This window comes from Ruegeria sp. BJ5 (assembly GCF_056537865.1).
The window spans coordinates 406,694-424,541 of record NZ_JBQFSH010000002.1 but is presented as its reverse complement, the minus strand read 5'-3'; the positions used below and the strand labels follow the sequence as shown (position 1 = coordinate 424,541).

Below are 17,848 nucleotides of genomic sequence, written 5' to 3'. Positions count from 1 at the left end.
AAGGCGGGCCTACATGCCCGCCTTTTTCTTGGCTTGACAGATGCTTGCAGCCAGCCAACCCTTGAGCCGCGCAATCCCGGAGGAGTTCATGGCCCGCCGTTTCGTCGATCTGTCCGTCCCGCTGGAAACCGGCATCGTGTCGGACCCACCGATCATGCTGCCGCAGATCGAATACATGAGCCACGACCAGACGGCCGAGCAGGTGATGGCATTTTTCCCCGGCCTGAAAAAAGAGGACCTGCCCGGCGGCGAGGGCTGGGCCATCGAACGGCTGCAGATCGCCACCCACAACGGCACCCATCTGGACGCGCCGTACCACCACCACTCGACCATGAACCGGGGCGAGCGGGCGATCACCATCGACGAGGTGCCGCTGGAGTGGTGTATGAACCCGGGCGTGAAGTTGGATTTCCGGCATTTCGAGGATGGCTACGTCGTCACCGCCGCCGATGTCGAGGCCGAGCTGAAGCGGATCGGGCATGACCTGCAACCGCTGGATATCGTCGTGGTCAACACCTCCGCCGGCACCTGCTATGGCCAGCCGGATTACCTGATGAAAGGCTGCGGAATGGGGCGCGAGGCCACGCTGTACCTGACCGAGCGCGGCGTACGGGTGACCGGCACCGACGCCTGGAGCTGGGACGCGCCCTTTCCGCTAACCGCGCAGGAATACGCGGAAACCCATGATCCCTCGATCATCTGGGAGGGGCATCGCGCGTCGATGGAGATCGGCTATTGCCACATGGAGAAGATGACCAATCTGGAAAGCCTGCCGCCCACGGGGTTCGAGATCTCTTGCTTTCCGTTCAAGATTAAGGGCGCCTCGGCCGGGTTCGTCCGCGCGGTGGCGATCTTCGAGGAGGACAGTGCGCAATGACCCCGCAATCCGAGCCTTTGGGCGGCCATGACGGACCGTACCCCGCGCCGGTCGAAATCACCGGTTTCACGGTTCGGCCAGACTGGATCGATTACAACAGCCACATGAATGTGGGGTATTACGGCGTGGTGTTCGATCTGGCCTTTGAACGGCTGCTGGTCGATCATCTCGGCCTGGGCGAACCACAGGTCGCGGCGCTGAGGCAGGGGCCGTACATCCTGCAATCGCATCTGCATTTCCTGCGCGAGGTTCGCGAGGGTGAGGCGCTGGTGTTCCGGTTTCGGATGCTGGACGCCGATCACAAGCGTGGTCACTATTTTGCGCAGATGGTGTCGGCCGAGGATGGCGTGGTCTGTGCCACCCAAGAGGCCCTGTTCATGAATGTCAGCCACACAACAGGCCGGTCGGAACCCTATCCGGACTGGGCCGCGGCGCGGCTGGCGCGAATGGTGTCCGACCATGCCACATTGCCCCCCGAGCCGCAGATCGGCAGACCAATCGGCATTCGGCGCAAATAGCCCGGGGATGGCCTTTGTTGCCAGAATTCCTGGAGCGGGCTACGCTGACCACCCGGTTCGGGCTTGGTCACGGGAGGGCAACCAAATGCGGATCTTAAGGAAATGCGCGCAGGCGCCAGCCTGCATATTGGCGGCATCGCTGATCGTCTTGCCTGCGTCAGCCGCTTTGGCGGAGAAGAAGGAAGAAGACGCGCTGAAGGGTGCCCTGATCGGCGCCGGCGTCGGAGCGTTGATCGGAGATGGCAAAGGCGCGGCCGCAGGTGCGGTTGTCGGAGCAATCATTGGGGCAAACCGCAAGTGACGGGGGTGTCCATGACTGACCGCCTTCAGAAAGGAGCCCTGATGCGACTGCTTGATTTCAAACCTGTTCTGGCTGGCTTGATCCTTCTCCCGTCCATCGGCACGGCGGACGAGGCCGCCGACCAGATGGCGCAAGACGCGCTTCCGCTGATGTACCACACCTGCGCTTCGGTCATCGAAGAGGCTGATGGGAATGATGAATACGTTTTCGACGTCGTCAGAAAGATGACCGCTCTTTCGCTCTACAACCGTCAGGTTGATATCGAAGAGTTTGCATCCTCGGACGAAGAAAAGGCCAAGCTACGTGAGGCTTTTCTTTCAGCGTTGACCGAAGGCTGCGCAGGCGATGAGGATGCCCTGTTGGGCGGTGTCGTCGACGATGCCGTTAGATCAACGCTTGGGCTGTAGGGGGCGGGCTCAATAGTGCGGTGGGCGCTCGTCGCCCAGAATGACCCCGCCGGATCCTTCCTGCGCACGTTCGGCTTCGCGCTGCATCAGCATAGCGACGTGGCGGGTCAGGCGATCGATCTCGTCCTGCTGCTTGGCGACGACCATGCTCAGGTCATCCACGGTGCGGGTCAGGTGGGCGATTTTCTCTTCCAGATGCTGCATCGATGGGGCTCCTGTGATCTGGTGCGGTCATACCGCTGTGGCGCGCGCAATGCCAGCGCTGGCTTGCCCCGACCCAGACCATGGGATAGACCGCGCGCGCAAGTGATGAAATCCCAAGGACGCCCCACATGGCCAAGCCCAAGAAACAGCCCCGCCCCAAGGCCGTCACGCCGAAAGGGTTCCGCGACTATTTCGGCCAGGAAGTCACGCAGCGCACCGAGATGCTGCGGACGATTGCGGACGTCTATCATCGCTATGGGTTTGATGCGCTGGAAAGCAGCGCCGTGGAAACGGTCGAGGCGCTGGGCAAGTTTCTGCCCGATGTCGATCGCCCGAACGAAGGCGTGTTCGCCTGGCAAGAGTTTGACGAAGGCGGCAACGGCGACTGGATGGCGCTGCGTTATGACCTGACCGCGCCGCTGGCCCGGGTCTATGCCCAACACCGAAACGACCTGCCCACACCCTATCGCCGCTATGCGATGGGTCCGGTCTGGCGCAACGAAAAGCCGGGGCCGGGGCGGTATCGCCAGTTCTATCAGTGTGATGCGGATACTGTGGGCACGGCCAGCATGGCTGCCGATGCCGAGATCTGCGCCATGCTGTCGGATACGCTGGAAACCGTGGGCATCCCGCGCGGCGACTATCTGGTGCGGGTCAACAACCGCAAGGTCCTCAACGGCGTGCTCGAGGCCATGGGCCTGGGCGCGGACGCGGCGGCGCGCGATGACGTTCTGCGCACCATCGACAAGTTCGACAAAGTGGGCGAGCAGGGCGTGCGCGAGTTGCTGACCAAGGGCCGGCTGGATGCCTCGGGCGCGTTCATCGAGGGTGTTGGCCTGTCCGACGATCAGGCCGAGCCGGTGATCGCCTTCCTGACATCCAAGGCTGATGACGCCGCCGGAACGCTGGCCAACCTGCGCGCGGCCGTGGGCGACAGCAAGATCGGCGCCGAAGGCATCTCGGAATTGGAACAGATCGGCGAGCTGCTGGCCGCGGGCGGCTATGGTGCCGATCGCATCCAGATCGACCCCTCGGTCGTGCGTGGGCTGGGATACTACACCGGTCCGGTTTACGAGGCCGAGCTGACCTTCGAGATCTTTGACGAAAAGGGCCGCAAACGGCAGTTCGGGTCGGTCTCGGGTGGCGGGCGCTATGATGATCTGGTCAAGCGCTTCACCGGGCAGGAAGTGCCCGCGACGGGCATCTCGATCGGGGTCGACCGGTTGCTGGCCGCGCTGCGCGAGAAAGGTCGGATCAAGTCACATGACACCGGGCCGGTCGTCGTGACCGTGATGGACCGGGACCGCATGGCCGACTATCAGGCGATGGTGGCCGAGTTGCGCAATGCCGGCATCCGCGCCGAGGTTTATTTGGGTAACCCCAAGAATTTCGGCAATCAGCTGAAATACGCAGACAAGCGCAACTCGCCCGTCGCGGTGATCGAGGGCGGGGACGAGAAGGACCGCAGCGTGGTTCAGATCAAGGACCTGATTCTGGGCGCCAAGATCGCCGAAAGCGCCACGCTTGAGGAATGGAAGGAACGCCCCAGCCAGTTTGAGGTGCCGCGCGGCGATCTGGTCGCCAAGGTGCGCGAGATTCTGGACAGTCAGGACTGAGCCATGCCCAACCGATCCCAGATTCAGGCCCGGGCCGCGATGATGCGCGTGCGATTCGAGGCCGCCGGGGCGCAGGTCGTCGACCCGCCGCTGCTGCAATCGGCCGAGACGCTGCTGGACCTCTACGGCGAGGATATCCGCGCGCGCGCCTATGTCACCTCGGACGCGCTGCGCGGCGAACAGATGCTGCGCCCGGATTTCACTCTGCCGGTGGTGCAGATGCACATGCGCGACGGGGCCGAACCGGCGCGTTATACCTATTCGGGCGAGGTTTTCCGGCGTCAGGAACATGACTCCGACCGCGCCAATGAATACATCCAGGTGGGCTACGAGGTCTTTGAACGCGACGATCCGGCAGGGGCCGATGCCGAGGTATTCTCGCTATTTGCCCTGCAATTGCGGGGTCTGCCGTTGCGCGCGGCGACCGGGGACATCGGCATTCTGACCGCAGCCGTTCAGGGCCTGCGCACCTCCGACCAACGCAAGGCCGCGCTGATGCGCCACCTGTGGCGTCCGCGCCGGTTCCGGGCTCTGCTGGACCGGTTCGCGGGTCGCAAGCCCGAGCCGGACCACCGCGCCGCGTTGCTCGCGGCGGCCGACCCGATGGCCTGCGACGCGCCGGTGATCGGTAAGCGCCGACCGGCCGAGATTGCCGCCCGTATCGACGCCCTGCGCGCCGACCGCGACACGCCGCCGATTTCCGACACGGAAATGGCCGGGCTGGACTCGCTGCTGGGCGTGCGCGAGACCATGCCCTATGCGCTGGAGCACCTGCGCGATATCGCCGTCGATCTACCTCAGATCATCCCCGCGCTGGACCGGCTCGAGGCGCGGATCGCCGCCCTGCAGGCGCGTGGCGTTGATGTCGGCAGGCTGGATTTCGAAGCCTCGTATGGGCGCACCTCGATGGAATATTACGACGGGTTCGTTTTCGGCTTCTACGCCGAGCGCCGCCCCGACCTGCCGCCCATCGCCACCGGTGGGCGCTATGATGCGCTGACGCGGCGGCTGGGCAACGGGGCCGAGATCCCGGCGGTGGGTGGCGTGCTGCGCCCCGACCTGATGCTGGAAATCGAGGAGGCGGGCCAATGACCCTGAAGCTGGGCGTGCCGTCCAAGGGGCGGCTGATGGAGAAAACCTTTGCCTGGTTCGCCCGCCACGGGATCGAGCTGTCGCGGGCCGGGTCCGACCGGGAATATGCGGGCAAGGTGGACGGGATCGAGGATGTCTCGCTGATCCTGCTGTCGGCCGGAGAGATCCCGCGTGAGCTGGCTGCCGGCCGTATTCATCTGGGCGTGACCGGCACCGATCTGGTGCACGAGAAACTGCCACGCTGGGAACAGCAGGTCGAAGAAATCGCGCCGCTGGGCTTTGGTCAGGCCGATCTGGTGATCGCGGTTCCGGCCTGCTGGGTCGATGTCGAGACGCTGGATGACCTGGACGCCGCCGCCGCCGCCTTTCGGGCCACGCATGGGCACCGCCTGCGGATCGCCACGAAGTACCACCGTCTGGTGCGCGAGTTCCTGACCGATTCCGGGGTTGCCGATTATACGCTGGTCGACAGCCAGGGAGCGACCGAGGGCACGGTGATGAACGAAACCGCCGAGGCGATTGCCGACATCACCACGACCGGCGAGACCCTGCGCGCGAACCACCTCAAGATCCTGTCAGATGGGTTGATCCTGCAATCGCAGGCCACTCTGTGGCGCAGCCGGGTTGCGGAGTACGGCGCCGCGGAAAAGGCCGCTCTGGCAGAAGTGATGCGCCGTCTGGGCTGAGGTCAGAGGACGCCGATCTCGGCCAACGCGCGGTTCAGATCCTCGGGCAGGGCGTCGTCCTGCGCGCGGCTTTCGGGCAGGTCTGCGGGGCTGTCCTCGGGTTTCAGATAGCGCCAGCCCTGAAACGGTCGTTTCTGTGCGCCTTGGGTGCGGTGAACCTGAGGGTCCAGCACGATGGCGCAGCGGCGGATGCCATCCTCACCCGTCACCTCGTCCAACCGCAAAATGCGCTGGCGGCACTGGATGACACCCTTGATGACCCAGAATATCGATCCGCCGTTCAGAATCTCGGCCTCGCGCTTGGGCCACATGCGCGTGATGTGGCGGGGCAGGCCGTCCGCGAAGCGCCGGCGATAGCTGTCCTGCCAGGCGATCAGGCTGTCCACGCTCTCGGACCCGACCGAGAGTTTCACGAGGTTGATGTAATTATCCACAGCTTTCCCACAGAGTCGTCCCACGGACTATCTTTATATTGTAGCTTACCGTTGCGCGCTATCAAGCTGTTGTGGTTCGGCGCGGATTTGGTCTAATCTGGATGCCTCTTTCAAGACAGGGAATCACCAATGAGCCGCTTTGCCGCCCCCATCGCCGAGCAGATATGGGACATGAAATACCGCTTCAAACAGGCGGATGGCACGCCGATCGACAAGTCGGTTGAAGATACGTGGCGGCGGATTGCGCGCGATCTGGCTCGGGTGGAAAAGGACCCCTCGCATTGGGAGCAGAAGTTCTACGAAGCGCTTGAGGATTTCAAATACCTGCCCGCCGGGCGCATCACGGCCGGAGCAGGCACCGCGCGGCAGGTGACCCTGTTCAACTGTTTCGTCATGGGCACGATCCCCGACAGCATGGGCGGCATCTTCGACATGCTGAAAGAGGCCGCGCTGACCATGCAGCAGGGTGGGGGGATCGGCTATGATTTCTCGACCATCCGGCCGCGCGGCGCGGATGTGCATGGGGTGGCCGCCGATGCCTCGGGGCCGCTGTCGTTCATGGATGTATGGGACGCCATGTGCCGCACGATCATGTCGGCGGGCTCGCGCCGGGGCGCAATGATGGCGACCATGCGCTGTGACCACCCGGACATCGAACAGTTCATCACCGCGAAATCCGACCCGGCCCGCCTGCGCATGTTCAACATGTCGGTGCTGGTGACCGATGCCTTCATGGAGGCGGTCAAGGCCGATGCTTCGTGGGATCTGGTCTTTGACGGCAAGGTCTATCACACGGTGCAGGCCCGTGATCTGTGGAACAAGATCATGCAGGCCACCTATGACTATGCCGAGCCGGGCGTGATCTTCATCGACCGGATCAACCAGGCCAACAACCTGAGCTATGCCGAGACCATCGCCGCCACCAACCCGTGCGGCGAGCAGCCCCTGCCGCCCTATGGCGCCTGTCTGTTGGGTTCGATCAACTTGGCACGGCTGGTGTCGGCACCGTTCGAAGACGCGGCCCAACTGGACGAGGCCGCGTTGCAGGAGCTTGTCGCAACGGCCGTTCGCATGATGGACAACGTGGTGGATGCCTCGAAATTCCCGCTGCCACAGCAGGCTGCCGAGGCGCAGGCCAAGCGCCGCATCGGTCTGGGCGTGACCGGGTTGGCGGATGCTCTGTTGATGCTGGGCCTGCGCTATGGCTCGGACGAGGCGGCGCGTCAGACCGAGCGCTGGCTGCACGCGATCGCCCGCGCCGCGTATCTGGCGTCGGTCGACTTGGCCAAAGAAAAAGGGGCCTTTCCCCTGTTCGATGCCGAGAAATACCTTGCCAGCGGCACCATGCAGCAGATGGATGACGATGTACGCCAGGCCATCCGCGACCATGGGATCCGCAATGCGCTACTGACCTCGATCGCACCCACTGGGACGATCTCGCTCTATGCGGGCAACGTGTCGTCGGGGATCGAGCCGGTCTTTGCCTATGCCTACACCCGCAAGGTGCTGCAGAAGGACGGCTCGCGCACCGAGGAAGAGGTGGTGGACTATGCCGTTCAGATGTGGCGCGACAAGTTCGGCGACGTGGAACTGCCCGACTATTTCGTGAACGCCCAGACCCTGACCCCGGCCGAGCATGTCAAGATGCAGGCGGCGGCGCAGAAATGGATCGACAGCTCGATCTCAAAGACGATCAACTGCCCCGAGGACATCTCATTCGATGCCTTCAAGGACGTGTACTTGCAGGCTTGGGACATGGGCTGCAAGGGCTGCACCACCTATCGCCCGAACGACGTGACCGGTTCGGTCCTGACCGTTTCGGAGAGCGACGACAAAGTGCCGGGCGAGAGCGCCGATGCCCCGCACGAGGTGGATGGCGGTGACGTGATCTACATGTCCGAACCGCTGGATCGTCCGCAATCGCTTGAAGGGTCGACCTACAAGTTGAAATGGCCCGACAGCGAGCACGCGATCTATCTGACGATCAACGACATCGTCATTGGTGGTCGGCGGCGTCCGTTCGAAGTGTTCATCAACTCGAAGAACATGGAGCATTACGCCTGGACGCTGGCCCTGACCCGGATGATCTCGGCCGTGTTCCGGCGCGGTGGTGACGTGTCCTTTGTTGTCGAAGAGCTGAAGGCCGTATTCGACCCGCGCGGCGGGGCCTGGGTGCAGGGCAAGTACATCCCCTCGATCCTGGCGGCGATCGGAGGCGTGATCGAGCAGCACATGATCGCGATCGGGTTTCTCGAAGGCGAAGGCATGGGGCTGAAGTCTGACCCGCAGGCGCAGGTGGTCAACATGGACGCACCACGCGGCAAGGCCTGCCCGTCTTGCGGCCAGTATGACATGGTGATGATCGAGGGCTGCATGACCTGCCGCAGCTGCGGACACTCGAAATGCGGTTGACGAATGCCACATAACTGTCGTTAAAGTTGTATTGTGTTTCGCCGGAGTCTCAATTTGATTTGACTCTCCGGCAACATTCTCGTGAAAGCTGCAATTCCGTCTCTTTTCCGCCGGATTCATCGTTGATACACACGCTAGTGTACGGGGTGATGAGTTTGAAAGGTCGGGCGGGCAGATGACAGCCGGGTATAACGGTCGCGTAGCAGTATTTTGGTCCCAGACGGAAATTGACGGGCTTGAAGCAGCGCCTGTGGCAGATTTGGCCATTGGAGCGTCTTGGTCGTGGCATGGGTGCATGACACGCTTGCCGGATTGTGACGCGGAATATTCCGTGAAGACTGGACATGATCAGGCGTTGATGGCGTTGGCCGGGCATGGCCCCGAAGCCGCAACGCTGAAGCCGATCGCCACGCTTGCAGTTATCTCATTGACGAATGGGGCGCAGACCTACGAGGCCGAGTTGACGTTGGTCGAAGGTCAGAAGGACGCGGTTCTTCTGTTCGAAAATAGCTGCCCCTCGCGGGGTCAGGACTTCTGGGTGAGCGCCGTCGAAGAATATGCCGACGCAAGCCAATCGGGTGCGGGCAACGTTGTTTCCTTCCCCACGCATCGCAGGTCAACGGAGCAAACGTTGGTTCTTGCGCCGCACATGACGGCGACCGCCGCTGAATAAACGGCCCATTCCCTAGGAACTATTTCTTCGTCCACGCATCGCAGCGTGTTGACTCTGGTCTGTCCGCAGATATAAGCGCGGCTTCATTGGTGTTGGTGGCCCTCGCAAGGGGATGCCTGTCATGGGGGAAACCTCAAGAGGACAACGCCCTTCATAGTGGCCTGTCAGGGCCTCGACCTTAAGAAGGAGATCAGCCGTGACCAAACGCACGTCTGCCAAGCACAAAATCGACCGCCGGATGGGCGAAAACATCTGGGGTCGCCCGAAATCCCCGGTCAACCGTCGTGAATACGGCCCTGGCCAGCATGGTCAGCGCCGCAAAGGCAAACTTTCGGACTTCGGTCTGCAGCTTCGCGCCAAGCAGAAGCTGAAAGGCTATTACGGCGACCTGACCGAAAAGCAGTTCCGCCGCATCTACGCCGAAGCCGTACGTGTGAACGGCGACACCGGTGAAAACCTGATCGGTCTGCTGGAGCGCCGTCTGGACGCTGTTGTCTACCGCGCCAAATTCGTGCCGACCGTGTTCGCCGCACGTCAGTTCGTGAACCACGGCCACGTCAAGGTGAACGGCAAGCGGGTGAACATCCCCAGCTACCGCGTCAAGGAAGGCGACGTGATCGAGGTCCGCGACAAGTCCAAGCAACTGGCCGTCGTTCTGGAAGCCGTTGGCCTGGCCGAGCGTGATGTTCCGGATTACCTGGAAGTTGACCACTCGAAGATGACCGCGACCTTCGTGCGCACCCCGTCGCTGGGCGACGTGCCGTACCCGGTCATGATGGAACCGAACCTGGTCGTCGAATTCTACGCGAAGAACTGATCTTCGCAGACAGTTTCAGAAAACGGGCCGTACCTGCGAAGGTGCGGCCCTTTTTCATGGCCAGCACTCAGATCGGCAGAGGGCGGTCTTCTGCGATGGCCTCCATCGCGAAATACGAGGTCACGCTGTCCAGTTCGACCTTCTCGATCAGGCGCTGATAGACTTTGTCATAGGTCGCCATATCCTGCGTCACGACCCGTAGCTGATAGTCGTAGTCGCCGCCGATCCGGTGGAAATCCACGACTTCTGGAATGGTCAGGACATGGCTGCGAAAGGCCTGCAGCCACTCGGCCGAGTGGTGCCGGGTCCGCAGCATCACGAAAACCACCAGATTCAACCCCAGTTTTTCGCGTGCTATCCGGGCTGTCGACCCTGTCAGGACGCCTGCGTCGTTCAGCGCCTTCAACCGCCGCCAGCAGGCGTTTTGCGACAGTCCGACTCGCTCGGCCAGTTCGCGCTGGGAAAGGGTCGCATCTTTTTGCAGTTCGCGCAGAAGGCGCTTGTCAATTTGATCTACCTTTTCATTCATTCCAGATCATATGACCCAAAAAATTAACAAATCAAGCAAAGATAGGTGAAGATTACTCGGCTAAAGTAGATCATATTGGAAATGCAATATGGAGCCAATGACATGACCCTGTCCCATTTTCGTGCAGAAATCCAAGCCGCCACTCACAATTCGACCCTGCGCGACGGGCTGATCGGAGAGAACGTTCTGATCCCGGGTCTTCATGGGGACGTGCCGCTTGTGTACGCGGACTACGTTGCGTCGGGCCGCGCATTGCGGCAGGTCGAGGATTTTGTGGCCCAGCATGTTTTGTCTTTCTATGCGAACAGCCACACCGAGGCCTCCTATTGCGGTTCCTACATGACGCGACTGCGCCGCGAGGCGCGCGCGGAAATAGCCCGCATCGTTGGCGCGAGGGGAGATGACGCGGTGATTTTCACCGGGTCTGGTGCCACTGCGGGACTCAACCGGCTGGTCAGTTTGATGGGAGTGCAAGAGGCTGACCAGCCGGTTGTCTTGATTGGCCCGTACGAGCACCATTCGAACATCCTGCCCTGGCGCGAGAGCAAGGCGCAGGTCATCGAGATCCCCGAAGGCCCCGAGGGCGGGCCGGACATGGCGGTGTTGAAACAGACGCTGATCGACCATGGGGACTCGGATCTGGTGATTGGGTCATTTTCGGCGGCGTCGAACGTTACGGGCGTGGTCACTGACCCCGATCCGGTGACGCGGCTGCTGAAACGGCACGGGGCGCGCGCGGTCTGGGATTACGCCGGGGGTGGGCCCTACCTGCCGATGGATATGGGGCCGGACGATGCGCGCAAGGATGCCATCGTCGTGTCTCCGCACAAGTTTCCGGGCGGGCCGGGGGCTTCGGGTGTTCTGATCGTGAACCAGAGCGCCGTGCGCCGCACCTGTCCCAGCTGGCCGGGCGGGGGCACGGTCAGCTTCGTTTCGCCCTGGCGCCACGACTACAGTACTGATCTGGCCACCCGCGAAGAGGCGGGGACCCCGAACGTGATCGGCGACATCCGCGCGGCCCTGGCCTTCATCGTCAAGGATGCCGTGGGCACCGACGAGATCGCCCGGCGCGAGGCGCTGTACAACCGCATGGCGTTGGATGGGTGGCGTGACAATCCACACCTGACCCTGCTGGGCGTGGACCACCCGCACCGCCTGCCGATCTTTTCCTTCCTGGTCCGCGACACTGCAGGGCAACCGGTGCACCAACAGCTGTTCACCCGGATGCTCAGCGACATCTACGGCATTCAGGCGCGCGGCGGGTGTGCCTGCGCCGGCCCCTATGCGCATCGGCTGCTGGGCATCGACAAGGCGGCCTCGGAAGCGCTGCACGCGGCGTTGTCGGCCGGTGAAGAGATGAAGAAACCGGGTTGGGTGCGGCTGAACTTCTCGTACATGATGACCGAGGACACGGTTCAGTTCATCATCGACAGCGTCAATGACCTGTCGCGCCGCACGCAGGAATACGCCCCGTTCTACGCCGCCGATCCGGCAACCGCCCGCTTCAAGGCGGCGTGACGGAATTGCCGCTTTTCCCAAGGCCTTGAGACCTGTATGAGGGGCGCAACCAACGGAGCCCCTCATGAACAAGATCACCCCGCAACCCGGCATCATGGATATCGCGCTGTATCAGGGCGGTCAGTCGCATGTCGAGGGCGTGGAAAACGTCATCAAGCTGAGTTCCAACGAAAACCCCTTTGGCCCCAGCCCCAAGGCGATCGAAGCCGTGCGCGACAGTGCCACGTTGCTGCATCGCTATCCGGTGACCGATCACTACAACCTGCGCGCCGCGATCGGCGAGCGGCACGGGCTGGACCCCGACCGGATCATTTGTGGCGTGGGCAGTGACGAAGTGCTGCAATTCGTGGCCCAGGCCTATGCCGGGCCGGGGGACGAGGTGATCCATACCGAGCATGGATTCTCGATGTACCCGATCATCGCCCGTATGGCCGGCGCGACCCCGGTCGAGGTGCCCGAGCGCGACCGCAAGGTCGATGTCGATGCGATCCTCGCCGCGGTGACCGACCGCACCCGGATCGTTTTCGTGACCAACCCGGGCAATCCGACCTCTACCATGATCTCGGACGCCGAACTGACGCGCCTGGCCGAGGGCCTGCCGCAGACCTGCCTGATGGTTCTGGACGGCGCCTATGCGGAATTCGTGGCGGGCTTTGACGGCGGCGCCGGTCTGGTGGACCGGTTCGACAACGTGATCATGACCCGGACCTTCTCGAAGATTTACGGGCTGGGCGGGATGCGGGTCGGCTGGGGCTATGCGCATCGCGAAATCATCGACGTGCTGAACCGCGTGCGCCAGCCCTTTAACCTGTCGCTGACGGCCATCGCCGCGGCCGAGGCCGCCGTGGCCGATGTGGAATACGTCGAGTTCTGCCGGGCTGAAAACGCGCGCCTGCGCGAATGGCTGTCGGCCGAGCTGGCCAAGATCGGCGTTCCGTCCGATCCGTCCTGCACCAATTTCATCCTCGCGCGGTTCGCGGATCAGGCCGAGGCCGAGGCCTGCGACGCCTATCTGCAATCGAAAGGTTTGATCGTGCGCCGGGTTGCGGGCTACAAGCTGCCCAACGCTCTGCGGATCACCGTGGGCGACGAAAAGGCCTGTCGCCGCGTGGTTGCGGCCATCACCGCGTTCAAAGGGGGCGCCGCATGAGCCAGATCTATGACCGCGTGGCGCTGATCGGGTTGGGTCTGATCGCCTCGTCGATGTACTGGGCGATCAAGCGCGCCGGGCTGGCGGGCGAGGTGACCGGCTATGCCCGGTCCGAGGCCACCCGGGACACCGCGCGGCGCATCGGTCTGTGCGACCGGGTCTGCGACACCGCGCAAGAGGCGGTCGCGGGTGCCGATCTGGTCGTGCTCTGCGTGCCGGTGGGCGCAATGGGCGCCGTCGCCAAAGACATCGCGCCGGTGCTCAAGCCCGGCGCAACCGTGTCGGATGTCGGTTCGGTCAAGCGGCACGTCATTGAAGACGTTGGCCCGCATATTCCTAAAGGCGTGCATTTCGTGCCCGCCCACCCGCTGGCCGGGACCGAGCATTCCGGCCCCGAATCCGGTTTTGCCGAGCTGTTCGACAACCGCTGGTGCCTGCTGGTTCCGGTTGAAGGGTCTGATCCCGAGGCCATCGTCCGCTTGCGCGCCTTGTGGGAAGGGATGGGATCCAATGTCGACGAGATGGATGCCGATCACCATGATCTGGTTCTGGCCGTCACCAGCCACGCGCCGCACCTGATCGCCTATACGATGGTGGGCGTCGCCGACGACCTGCGGCGCGTCACCGACTCCGAGGTCATCAAGTACTCGGCTGCCGGTTTCCGCGATTTCACCCGGATCGCGGCCTCGGACCCGACCATGTGGCGCGACGTGTTCCTGACCAACAAGGATGCGACGCTGGAAATCCTCGGCCGTTTCACCGAAGAGCTGTTTGCCCTGCAGCGCGCGATCCGCACGGGCGACGGTCAGCACCTGTTCGACTATTTTACCCACACCAGGGCGATCCGGCGCGGCATCATCGACGCGGGTCAGGACACCGACGCTCCTGATTTCGGGCGTGTGAAGGCCAAGTCATGAAACTGATCAAAGGCAAAGCTCTGTCGATGGTTGCGATGGTTTGGGCCGGCGCAGCCACTGCATCGGCCCCAGACACATCACTGGTTCCGGTTGCGCGGCCATCCCCGGCGGCAGAGCTGGTGCAGGCCGCTTATGTCCCGGCAAGTCCGGCGACGCCGATCGCTGTGCCTGCGAAGATGCGACCCGCGGTGCGGCCCGTATCTCCTCAGGTGTTGGTCGTGGCGGCACGCCCGGCCGACCTTCCGCTGCTTGGACCGGATACGTCGCTCAAACCCTATCTGCGGCCCGAGGCGTTGGAACAGCAAGTCCTGTTCAAAAAGCGAAAACTGCGCAAAGGATCAGTGTGCGGTGATATCGCCATTCAGGGCAAGGCCGTGGGCTCGGTTCCGGGCAAGATCAAAGCCTGCGGGATCAAGGATGCCGTCCAGATCACATCGGTGTCGGGCGTGGTTCTCAGCCGCCCATCCACGATGGATTGCGGTACGGCGATCGCCTTGAAAAAATGGGTCGACAAGACCGTCAAGCCGACGTTCAAACGGCGCGGCCCAGTAGTCGAACTGCAGGTTGCCGCACATTACGCTTGCCGTACCCGGAACAACCGGAAAGGTGCAAGGATCTCGGAACACGGCAAGGGTCGGGCCATTGATATCTCGGGGTTCAAAATGGCCGATGGCGAGGTGGTGACTGTTCTGGACGGTTGGCGTAAAAACCCCTCGAAGAAGCAGCTGACCAAGATCTGGCGCGGGGCGTGCGGGCCCTTCGGCACGGTGCTGGGCCCGAATTCAGACCGCTATCACCAGAACCATTTCCACCTTGATACCGCCCGTTACCGCAGCGGACCCTACTGCCGCTAACGCAGGATCAGACGCGGGGCCGGCCCCAACGGCAACGGTCCCAAAGCCACGAATCCGTCGCGGAAATTCAGCTGCAGGTCCAGCGCGTTGGGGTTGCCTCCGAGGCCGGCCAGCAGGTTCAACGCCCGCGTGACCGGATCAACGGCCTGATCGGACAAGGCACCTGCAGCGTTGGCCATGGCAATCATGTCACGCCAGTTCTCGGCTTTGACCGCAATCTCTCCAACCGGAATGCCCTGTTCATCAACCTCCAGTTCGCCGGTTGCAAACAGACGCAATTCGCCCCATTGCACCTCGGCAAGATGCAAGTCGATCAAACGAGGTTGAGGGCGACGTTCTTCCAGCGCGGAGCGGTCCCAGGTTTTGTCGAAGGTAACATTCATGTCCAGTTCAAGCGTCTCGAAGGCTTGGGGCAGCGAAGCAGCCGTTCGCATCAGCGCGCGCAGGTCTTCACCGGGCGTGAAGGCATCCGAACTGACCCCGATCGCATAGCTCTCGGGCTGGGTGCCTTGTTCCATGACCAGGGCAAGTGACTGACCGGCAGCCATGTCGGTTCCGTCCTGGGTCACCGACCAGTTGCCCGATGTCAGAGCCATCTTCTCCAACTCCAACGCGACGCCCGGACGCAGGTTCAGTTCCGCCTGAAGGCTGTCTGCCAGAATGATTGCGGTCTGGTCGAAATAGGACAGCCGCTGCGGCGTATCCGCAAAGCGCAAGATCTGTCGTCCGGGCCAGATGGCCGGGCTTTCGAATTCGATCCAATCCGCGCTCCAGGCTGTGCCATTCACCGGATCGGCCAGCGCGACACTGTTCAAGCGGGTCACGTGGTGCAGCGGAAACCCGGCGATTTCCACGTCGGAATAGTCGGCCTGCCATCCAAGATCCTGCTGATGCGCGAACCAACCGGTGATGGCGCTGCGCAGCCCATACCCGGCTATGGCCCAATACCCGCCCCAGAGGATGGCCAGAAATATGAACACTCGTACCAGTCGGCGCATCGCAAATGGCCCTTTTTCCTGCCTTGGAATTGATGTTTATAGGCCTAAACGGGCAAGGACCAGAACTATGACGATGTGGGTATTCGGATACGGGTCGCTGTTGTGGAATCCGGGCTTTCCGGTGGCCCGGCGCGAGCAGGCTACACTTCACGGCTATGCGCGGTCATTCTGCATGCGGTCGATCCATCACCGCGGAACCGAGGAGAACCCCGGACTTGTCTTGGCTTTGGACGAACACCCGGATGCCCATTGCAAGGGCTTGGCGCTGGCGGTCGAACCAGGCCATGAGGACCGCACCCTCGAGGAACTGCGCGAGCGTGAACTGATCTCGTCCGCCTACGTGGAGAAGATGCTGGATGTGCATCTGGACAGCGGCCAGACGGTGACGGCAGTGACCTATGTGATCGATCCCGACCACGTGCAGTATTGCGGGGGTCTGCCGCTGGAGGAGCAGGCGCAAATCATCGCGCAGGCCGTGGGCGGCCGCGGCCCCAACCCCGAGTATCTTTACAATACCGCTGAACACCTGTCCGAGATCGGGTTGCACGACCCGGATCTTGAGTGGTTGGCGCAACGGGTGCGCAGCCTGACCGCATAAACCCTTGGCCTTGCCACCAGATTTTCGATAGATTCGCCTCAGAGCAGGCAAAACCGGGAAAGACGCGCATGGCGCATGTACAGCAGGGCGCGAGACCGCATTTCTCGCAACCGATCCGTCAAATCGTGATGATGCTGATCGCCATCGGGCTGTCGGGCCTGGGCGTGTTCATGGCTCTGCCCTACGTGCTGCCGGTTTTTTATGCCAACCCCTATCTGAACGGATTCATCCTGCTGGTCTTTGTCATCGGCGTCGTGGCCTGTTTCTATCAGGTGACCCAGTTGATCGGTTCGGTTCGCTGGATCGAAGCGTTCGTGGGCGGCGTCGTGCGCGAAGACGCTAGTACACCGCAGCTGTTGGCCCCTCTGGCGTCGCTGCTTCGCGCACGCGGGGCGAAATCGCAGATCAGCTCGACATCGACCCGGTCGATCCTGGATTCGGTCGCGGAACGGGTCGAGGAAGAGCGGGAATTCACCCGCTACATCACCAACGTACTGATCTATCTGGGTCTTCTGGGTACGTTCTTCGGCTTGGCAACAACGGTTCCTGCAATTGTCGACACCATTCGCAGCCTGAACCCGCAAGAGGGCGAAGAAGGCCTGGCCGTATTCAATCGTCTGATGAGTGGCCTCGAATCCCAGCTGCAAGGCATGGGCGTGGCGTTCGGGTCCTCCCTGTTGGGGCTTGCCGGATCGCTTATCGTGGGTTTGCTCGAATTGTTCGCCGGCCACGGGCAGAACCGCTTCTACCGTGAGCTTGAGGAATGGCTGTCGTCGATCACGCGCGTCGGATTTGCCGCCGGAGATGAAGGCGGTGCGGAACTTGCGGTGCTGACCCCGGTCCTTGATTCCATGTCCGAGCAGATGGACGCGCTGCAGGACCTGTTCGCGGCCCAGGAGGCGGATCGCGCCGAGGTATCGGCCAAGCTGGGTGCATTGGTCGATGTCATCGCGGACATGAACCAACGACAGGCGGAAACCGAAGGGGTCACCGCCGCGCTCGAGCGGATCGCGTTGGGGCAGGACGCGCTGCTGGATCACATGCGTGAACATGGTGCGGGCGAGGGGATCGACGCCGAAAGCCGAATGCGGCTGCGGTCGATGGACGTGCAGCTTCTGCGCATTCTCGAAGAAATCTCGGCCGGTCGCCAGGACAGCATGAACGAACTGCGCAAGGATTTCGAGCTGCTGGTCAAGGCGCTGACGCTTCCGCGCGGGGCGGCGCGCCACACACCGGGCGGAGAATAA

At 62.6% G+C, this 17,848-nt stretch carries 20 protein-coding genes; 16 read left to right on the top strand and 4 right to left on the bottom strand.

The genetic code is table 11. The features are described from left to right. The first annotated feature begins 88 nt into the window (after positions 1–88). The 4 genes from ACR0NY_RS09605 to ACR0NY_RS09590 all read left to right on the top strand — a co-directional run bounded on the left by ACR0NY_RS09605 (position 89) and on the right by ACR0NY_RS09590 (position 2,103). A complete protein-coding gene (locus ACR0NY_RS09605) occupies positions 89–877 on the top strand; it encodes a cyclase family protein (RefSeq protein ID WP_170367919.1) in 789 nt (262 codons plus the stop codon). Next, on the top strand, positions 874–1,395 hold the full coding sequence (locus tag ACR0NY_RS09600; protein WP_170339919.1) for a thioesterase family protein: 522 nt from the start codon (positions 874–876) through the stop codon (positions 1,393–1,395). The genes ACR0NY_RS09605 and ACR0NY_RS09600 overlap by 4 nt, the downstream gene beginning before the upstream one ends. 85 nt (positions 1,396–1,480) lie before the next feature. Next, positions 1,481–1,696 carry a YMGG-like glycine zipper-containing protein gene (locus tag ACR0NY_RS09595; protein WP_170367665.1) on the top strand — a complete coding sequence of 72 codons (216 nt, stop codon included), beginning with the start codon at positions 1,481–1,483 and terminating at the stop codon, positions 1,694–1,696. A gap of 11 nt (positions 1,697–1,707) precedes the next feature. Then, on the top strand, positions 1,708–2,103 hold the full coding sequence (locus ACR0NY_RS09590; RefSeq protein WP_254437790.1) for a hypothetical protein: 396 nt from the start codon (positions 1,708–1,710) through the stop codon (positions 2,101–2,103). 9 nt (positions 2,104–2,112) lie between these two features. Here the strand turns inward: ACR0NY_RS09590 and ACR0NY_RS09585 are convergent, their stop codons facing one another. After that, positions 2,113–2,307 carry a SlyX family protein gene (locus tag ACR0NY_RS09585; protein ID WP_093964614.1) on the bottom strand — a complete coding sequence of 65 codons (195 nt, stop codon included), beginning with the start codon at positions 2,305–2,307 and terminating at the stop codon, positions 2,113–2,115. A 128-nt stretch (positions 2,308–2,435) separates the two neighbouring features. On the opposite strand from ACR0NY_RS09585, the gene hisS reads away from it, so the two are divergent. From hisS to hisG, 3 genes are read left to right on the top strand one after another with little or no spacing between them, the layout of a single operon-like run. Continuing rightward, entirely contained in the window at positions 2,436–3,923 is a 1,488-nt protein-coding gene (gene hisS, locus ACR0NY_RS09580; RefSeq protein WP_170339921.1) for a histidine--tRNA ligase, read from the top strand. A 3-nt stretch (positions 3,924–3,926) separates the two neighbouring features. Next, complete coding sequence (locus ACR0NY_RS09575) at positions 3,927–5,015, top strand: ATP phosphoribosyltransferase regulatory subunit (protein WP_170339923.1); 1,089 nt, start codon at positions 3,927–3,929, stop codon at positions 5,013–5,015. Continuing rightward, entirely contained in the window at positions 5,012–5,701 is a 690-nt protein-coding gene (hisG, locus tag ACR0NY_RS09570) for an ATP phosphoribosyltransferase (protein ID WP_170367921.1), read from the top strand. The genes ACR0NY_RS09575 and hisG overlap by 4 nt, the downstream gene beginning before the upstream one ends. Before the next feature lie 2 nt (positions 5,702–5,703). Here hisG and ACR0NY_RS09565 read toward each other — a convergent pair whose 3' ends face one another. Beyond that, positions 5,704–6,135, bottom strand: coding sequence for a DUF1489 family protein (locus tag ACR0NY_RS09565; RefSeq protein ID WP_170367923.1), 432 nt, complete (start codon positions 6,133–6,135; stop codon positions 5,704–5,706). Positions 6,136–6,264: 129 nt separating this feature from the next. Between ACR0NY_RS09565 and ACR0NY_RS09560 the strand changes: the two genes are divergently transcribed. The 3 genes from ACR0NY_RS09560 (at position 6,265) to rpsD (ending at position 10,037) form a co-directional block, all read left to right on the top strand. Continuing rightward, positions 6,265–8,547, top strand: a complete 2,283-nt coding sequence (locus ACR0NY_RS09560) for an adenosylcobalamin-dependent ribonucleoside-diphosphate reductase (protein ID WP_170367925.1) — start codon at positions 6,265–6,267, stop codon at positions 8,545–8,547. 331 nt (positions 8,548–8,878) lie between these two features. Then, a complete protein-coding gene (locus ACR0NY_RS09555; RefSeq protein WP_170367927.1) occupies positions 8,879–9,220 on the top strand; it encodes a hypothetical protein in 342 nt (113 codons plus the stop codon). Between the two features lie 196 nt (positions 9,221–9,416). Continuing rightward, positions 9,417–10,037, top strand: a complete 621-nt coding sequence (gene rpsD / locus ACR0NY_RS09550; RefSeq protein ID WP_093964621.1) for a 30S ribosomal protein S4 — start codon at positions 9,417–9,419, stop codon at positions 10,035–10,037. 67 nt (positions 10,038–10,104) lie between these two features. Here rpsD and ACR0NY_RS09545 read toward each other — a convergent pair whose 3' ends face one another. Continuing rightward, on the bottom strand, positions 10,105–10,566 hold the full coding sequence (locus ACR0NY_RS09545; protein ID WP_170339929.1) for an Lrp/AsnC family transcriptional regulator: 462 nt from the start codon (positions 10,564–10,566) through the stop codon (positions 10,105–10,107). A 102-nt stretch (positions 10,567–10,668) separates the two neighbouring features. Between ACR0NY_RS09545 and ACR0NY_RS09540 the strand changes: the two genes are divergently transcribed. From ACR0NY_RS09540 to ACR0NY_RS09525, 4 genes are all read left to right on the top strand, one after another. Then, complete coding sequence (locus ACR0NY_RS09540) at positions 10,669–12,084, top strand: aminotransferase class V-fold PLP-dependent enzyme (protein WP_170367929.1); 1,416 nt, start codon at positions 10,669–10,671, stop codon at positions 12,082–12,084. A 64-nt stretch (positions 12,085–12,148) separates the two neighbouring features. Continuing rightward, entirely contained in the window at positions 12,149–13,234 is a 1,086-nt protein-coding gene (gene hisC / locus ACR0NY_RS09535) for a histidinol-phosphate transaminase (protein WP_170367932.1), read from the top strand. Next, positions 13,231–14,151 (top strand): prephenate/arogenate dehydrogenase family protein, encoded by a 921-nt coding sequence (locus tag ACR0NY_RS09530; protein ID WP_170367934.1) that lies wholly within the window; start codon positions 13,231–13,233, stop codon positions 14,149–14,151. Before hisC ends, ACR0NY_RS09530 begins: the two co-directional genes overlap by 4 nt. Then, positions 14,148–15,005, top strand: a complete 858-nt coding sequence (locus ACR0NY_RS09525) for an extensin-like domain-containing protein (protein ID WP_170367936.1) — start codon at positions 14,148–14,150, stop codon at positions 15,003–15,005. Before ACR0NY_RS09530 ends, ACR0NY_RS09525 begins: the two co-directional genes overlap by 4 nt. Here the strand turns inward: ACR0NY_RS09525 and ACR0NY_RS09520 are convergent. Then, positions 15,002–16,003, bottom strand: a complete 1,002-nt coding sequence (locus ACR0NY_RS09520; RefSeq protein ID WP_170367938.1) for a DUF2125 domain-containing protein — start codon at positions 16,001–16,003, stop codon at positions 15,002–15,004. The two genes, ACR0NY_RS09525 and ACR0NY_RS09520, sit on opposite strands and share 4 nt — an antisense overlap. Positions 16,004–16,070: 67 nt before the next feature. Between ACR0NY_RS09520 and ACR0NY_RS09515 the strand changes: the two genes are divergently transcribed. After that, positions 16,071–16,601 (top strand): gamma-glutamylcyclotransferase, encoded by a 531-nt coding sequence (locus ACR0NY_RS09515; RefSeq protein WP_170367940.1) that lies wholly within the window; start codon positions 16,071–16,073, stop codon positions 16,599–16,601. Between the two features lie 68 nt (positions 16,602–16,669). Then, on the top strand, positions 16,670–17,848 hold the full coding sequence (locus ACR0NY_RS09510; RefSeq protein ID WP_170367942.1) for a biopolymer transporter ExbB: 1,179 nt from the start codon (positions 16,670–16,672) through the stop codon (positions 17,846–17,848).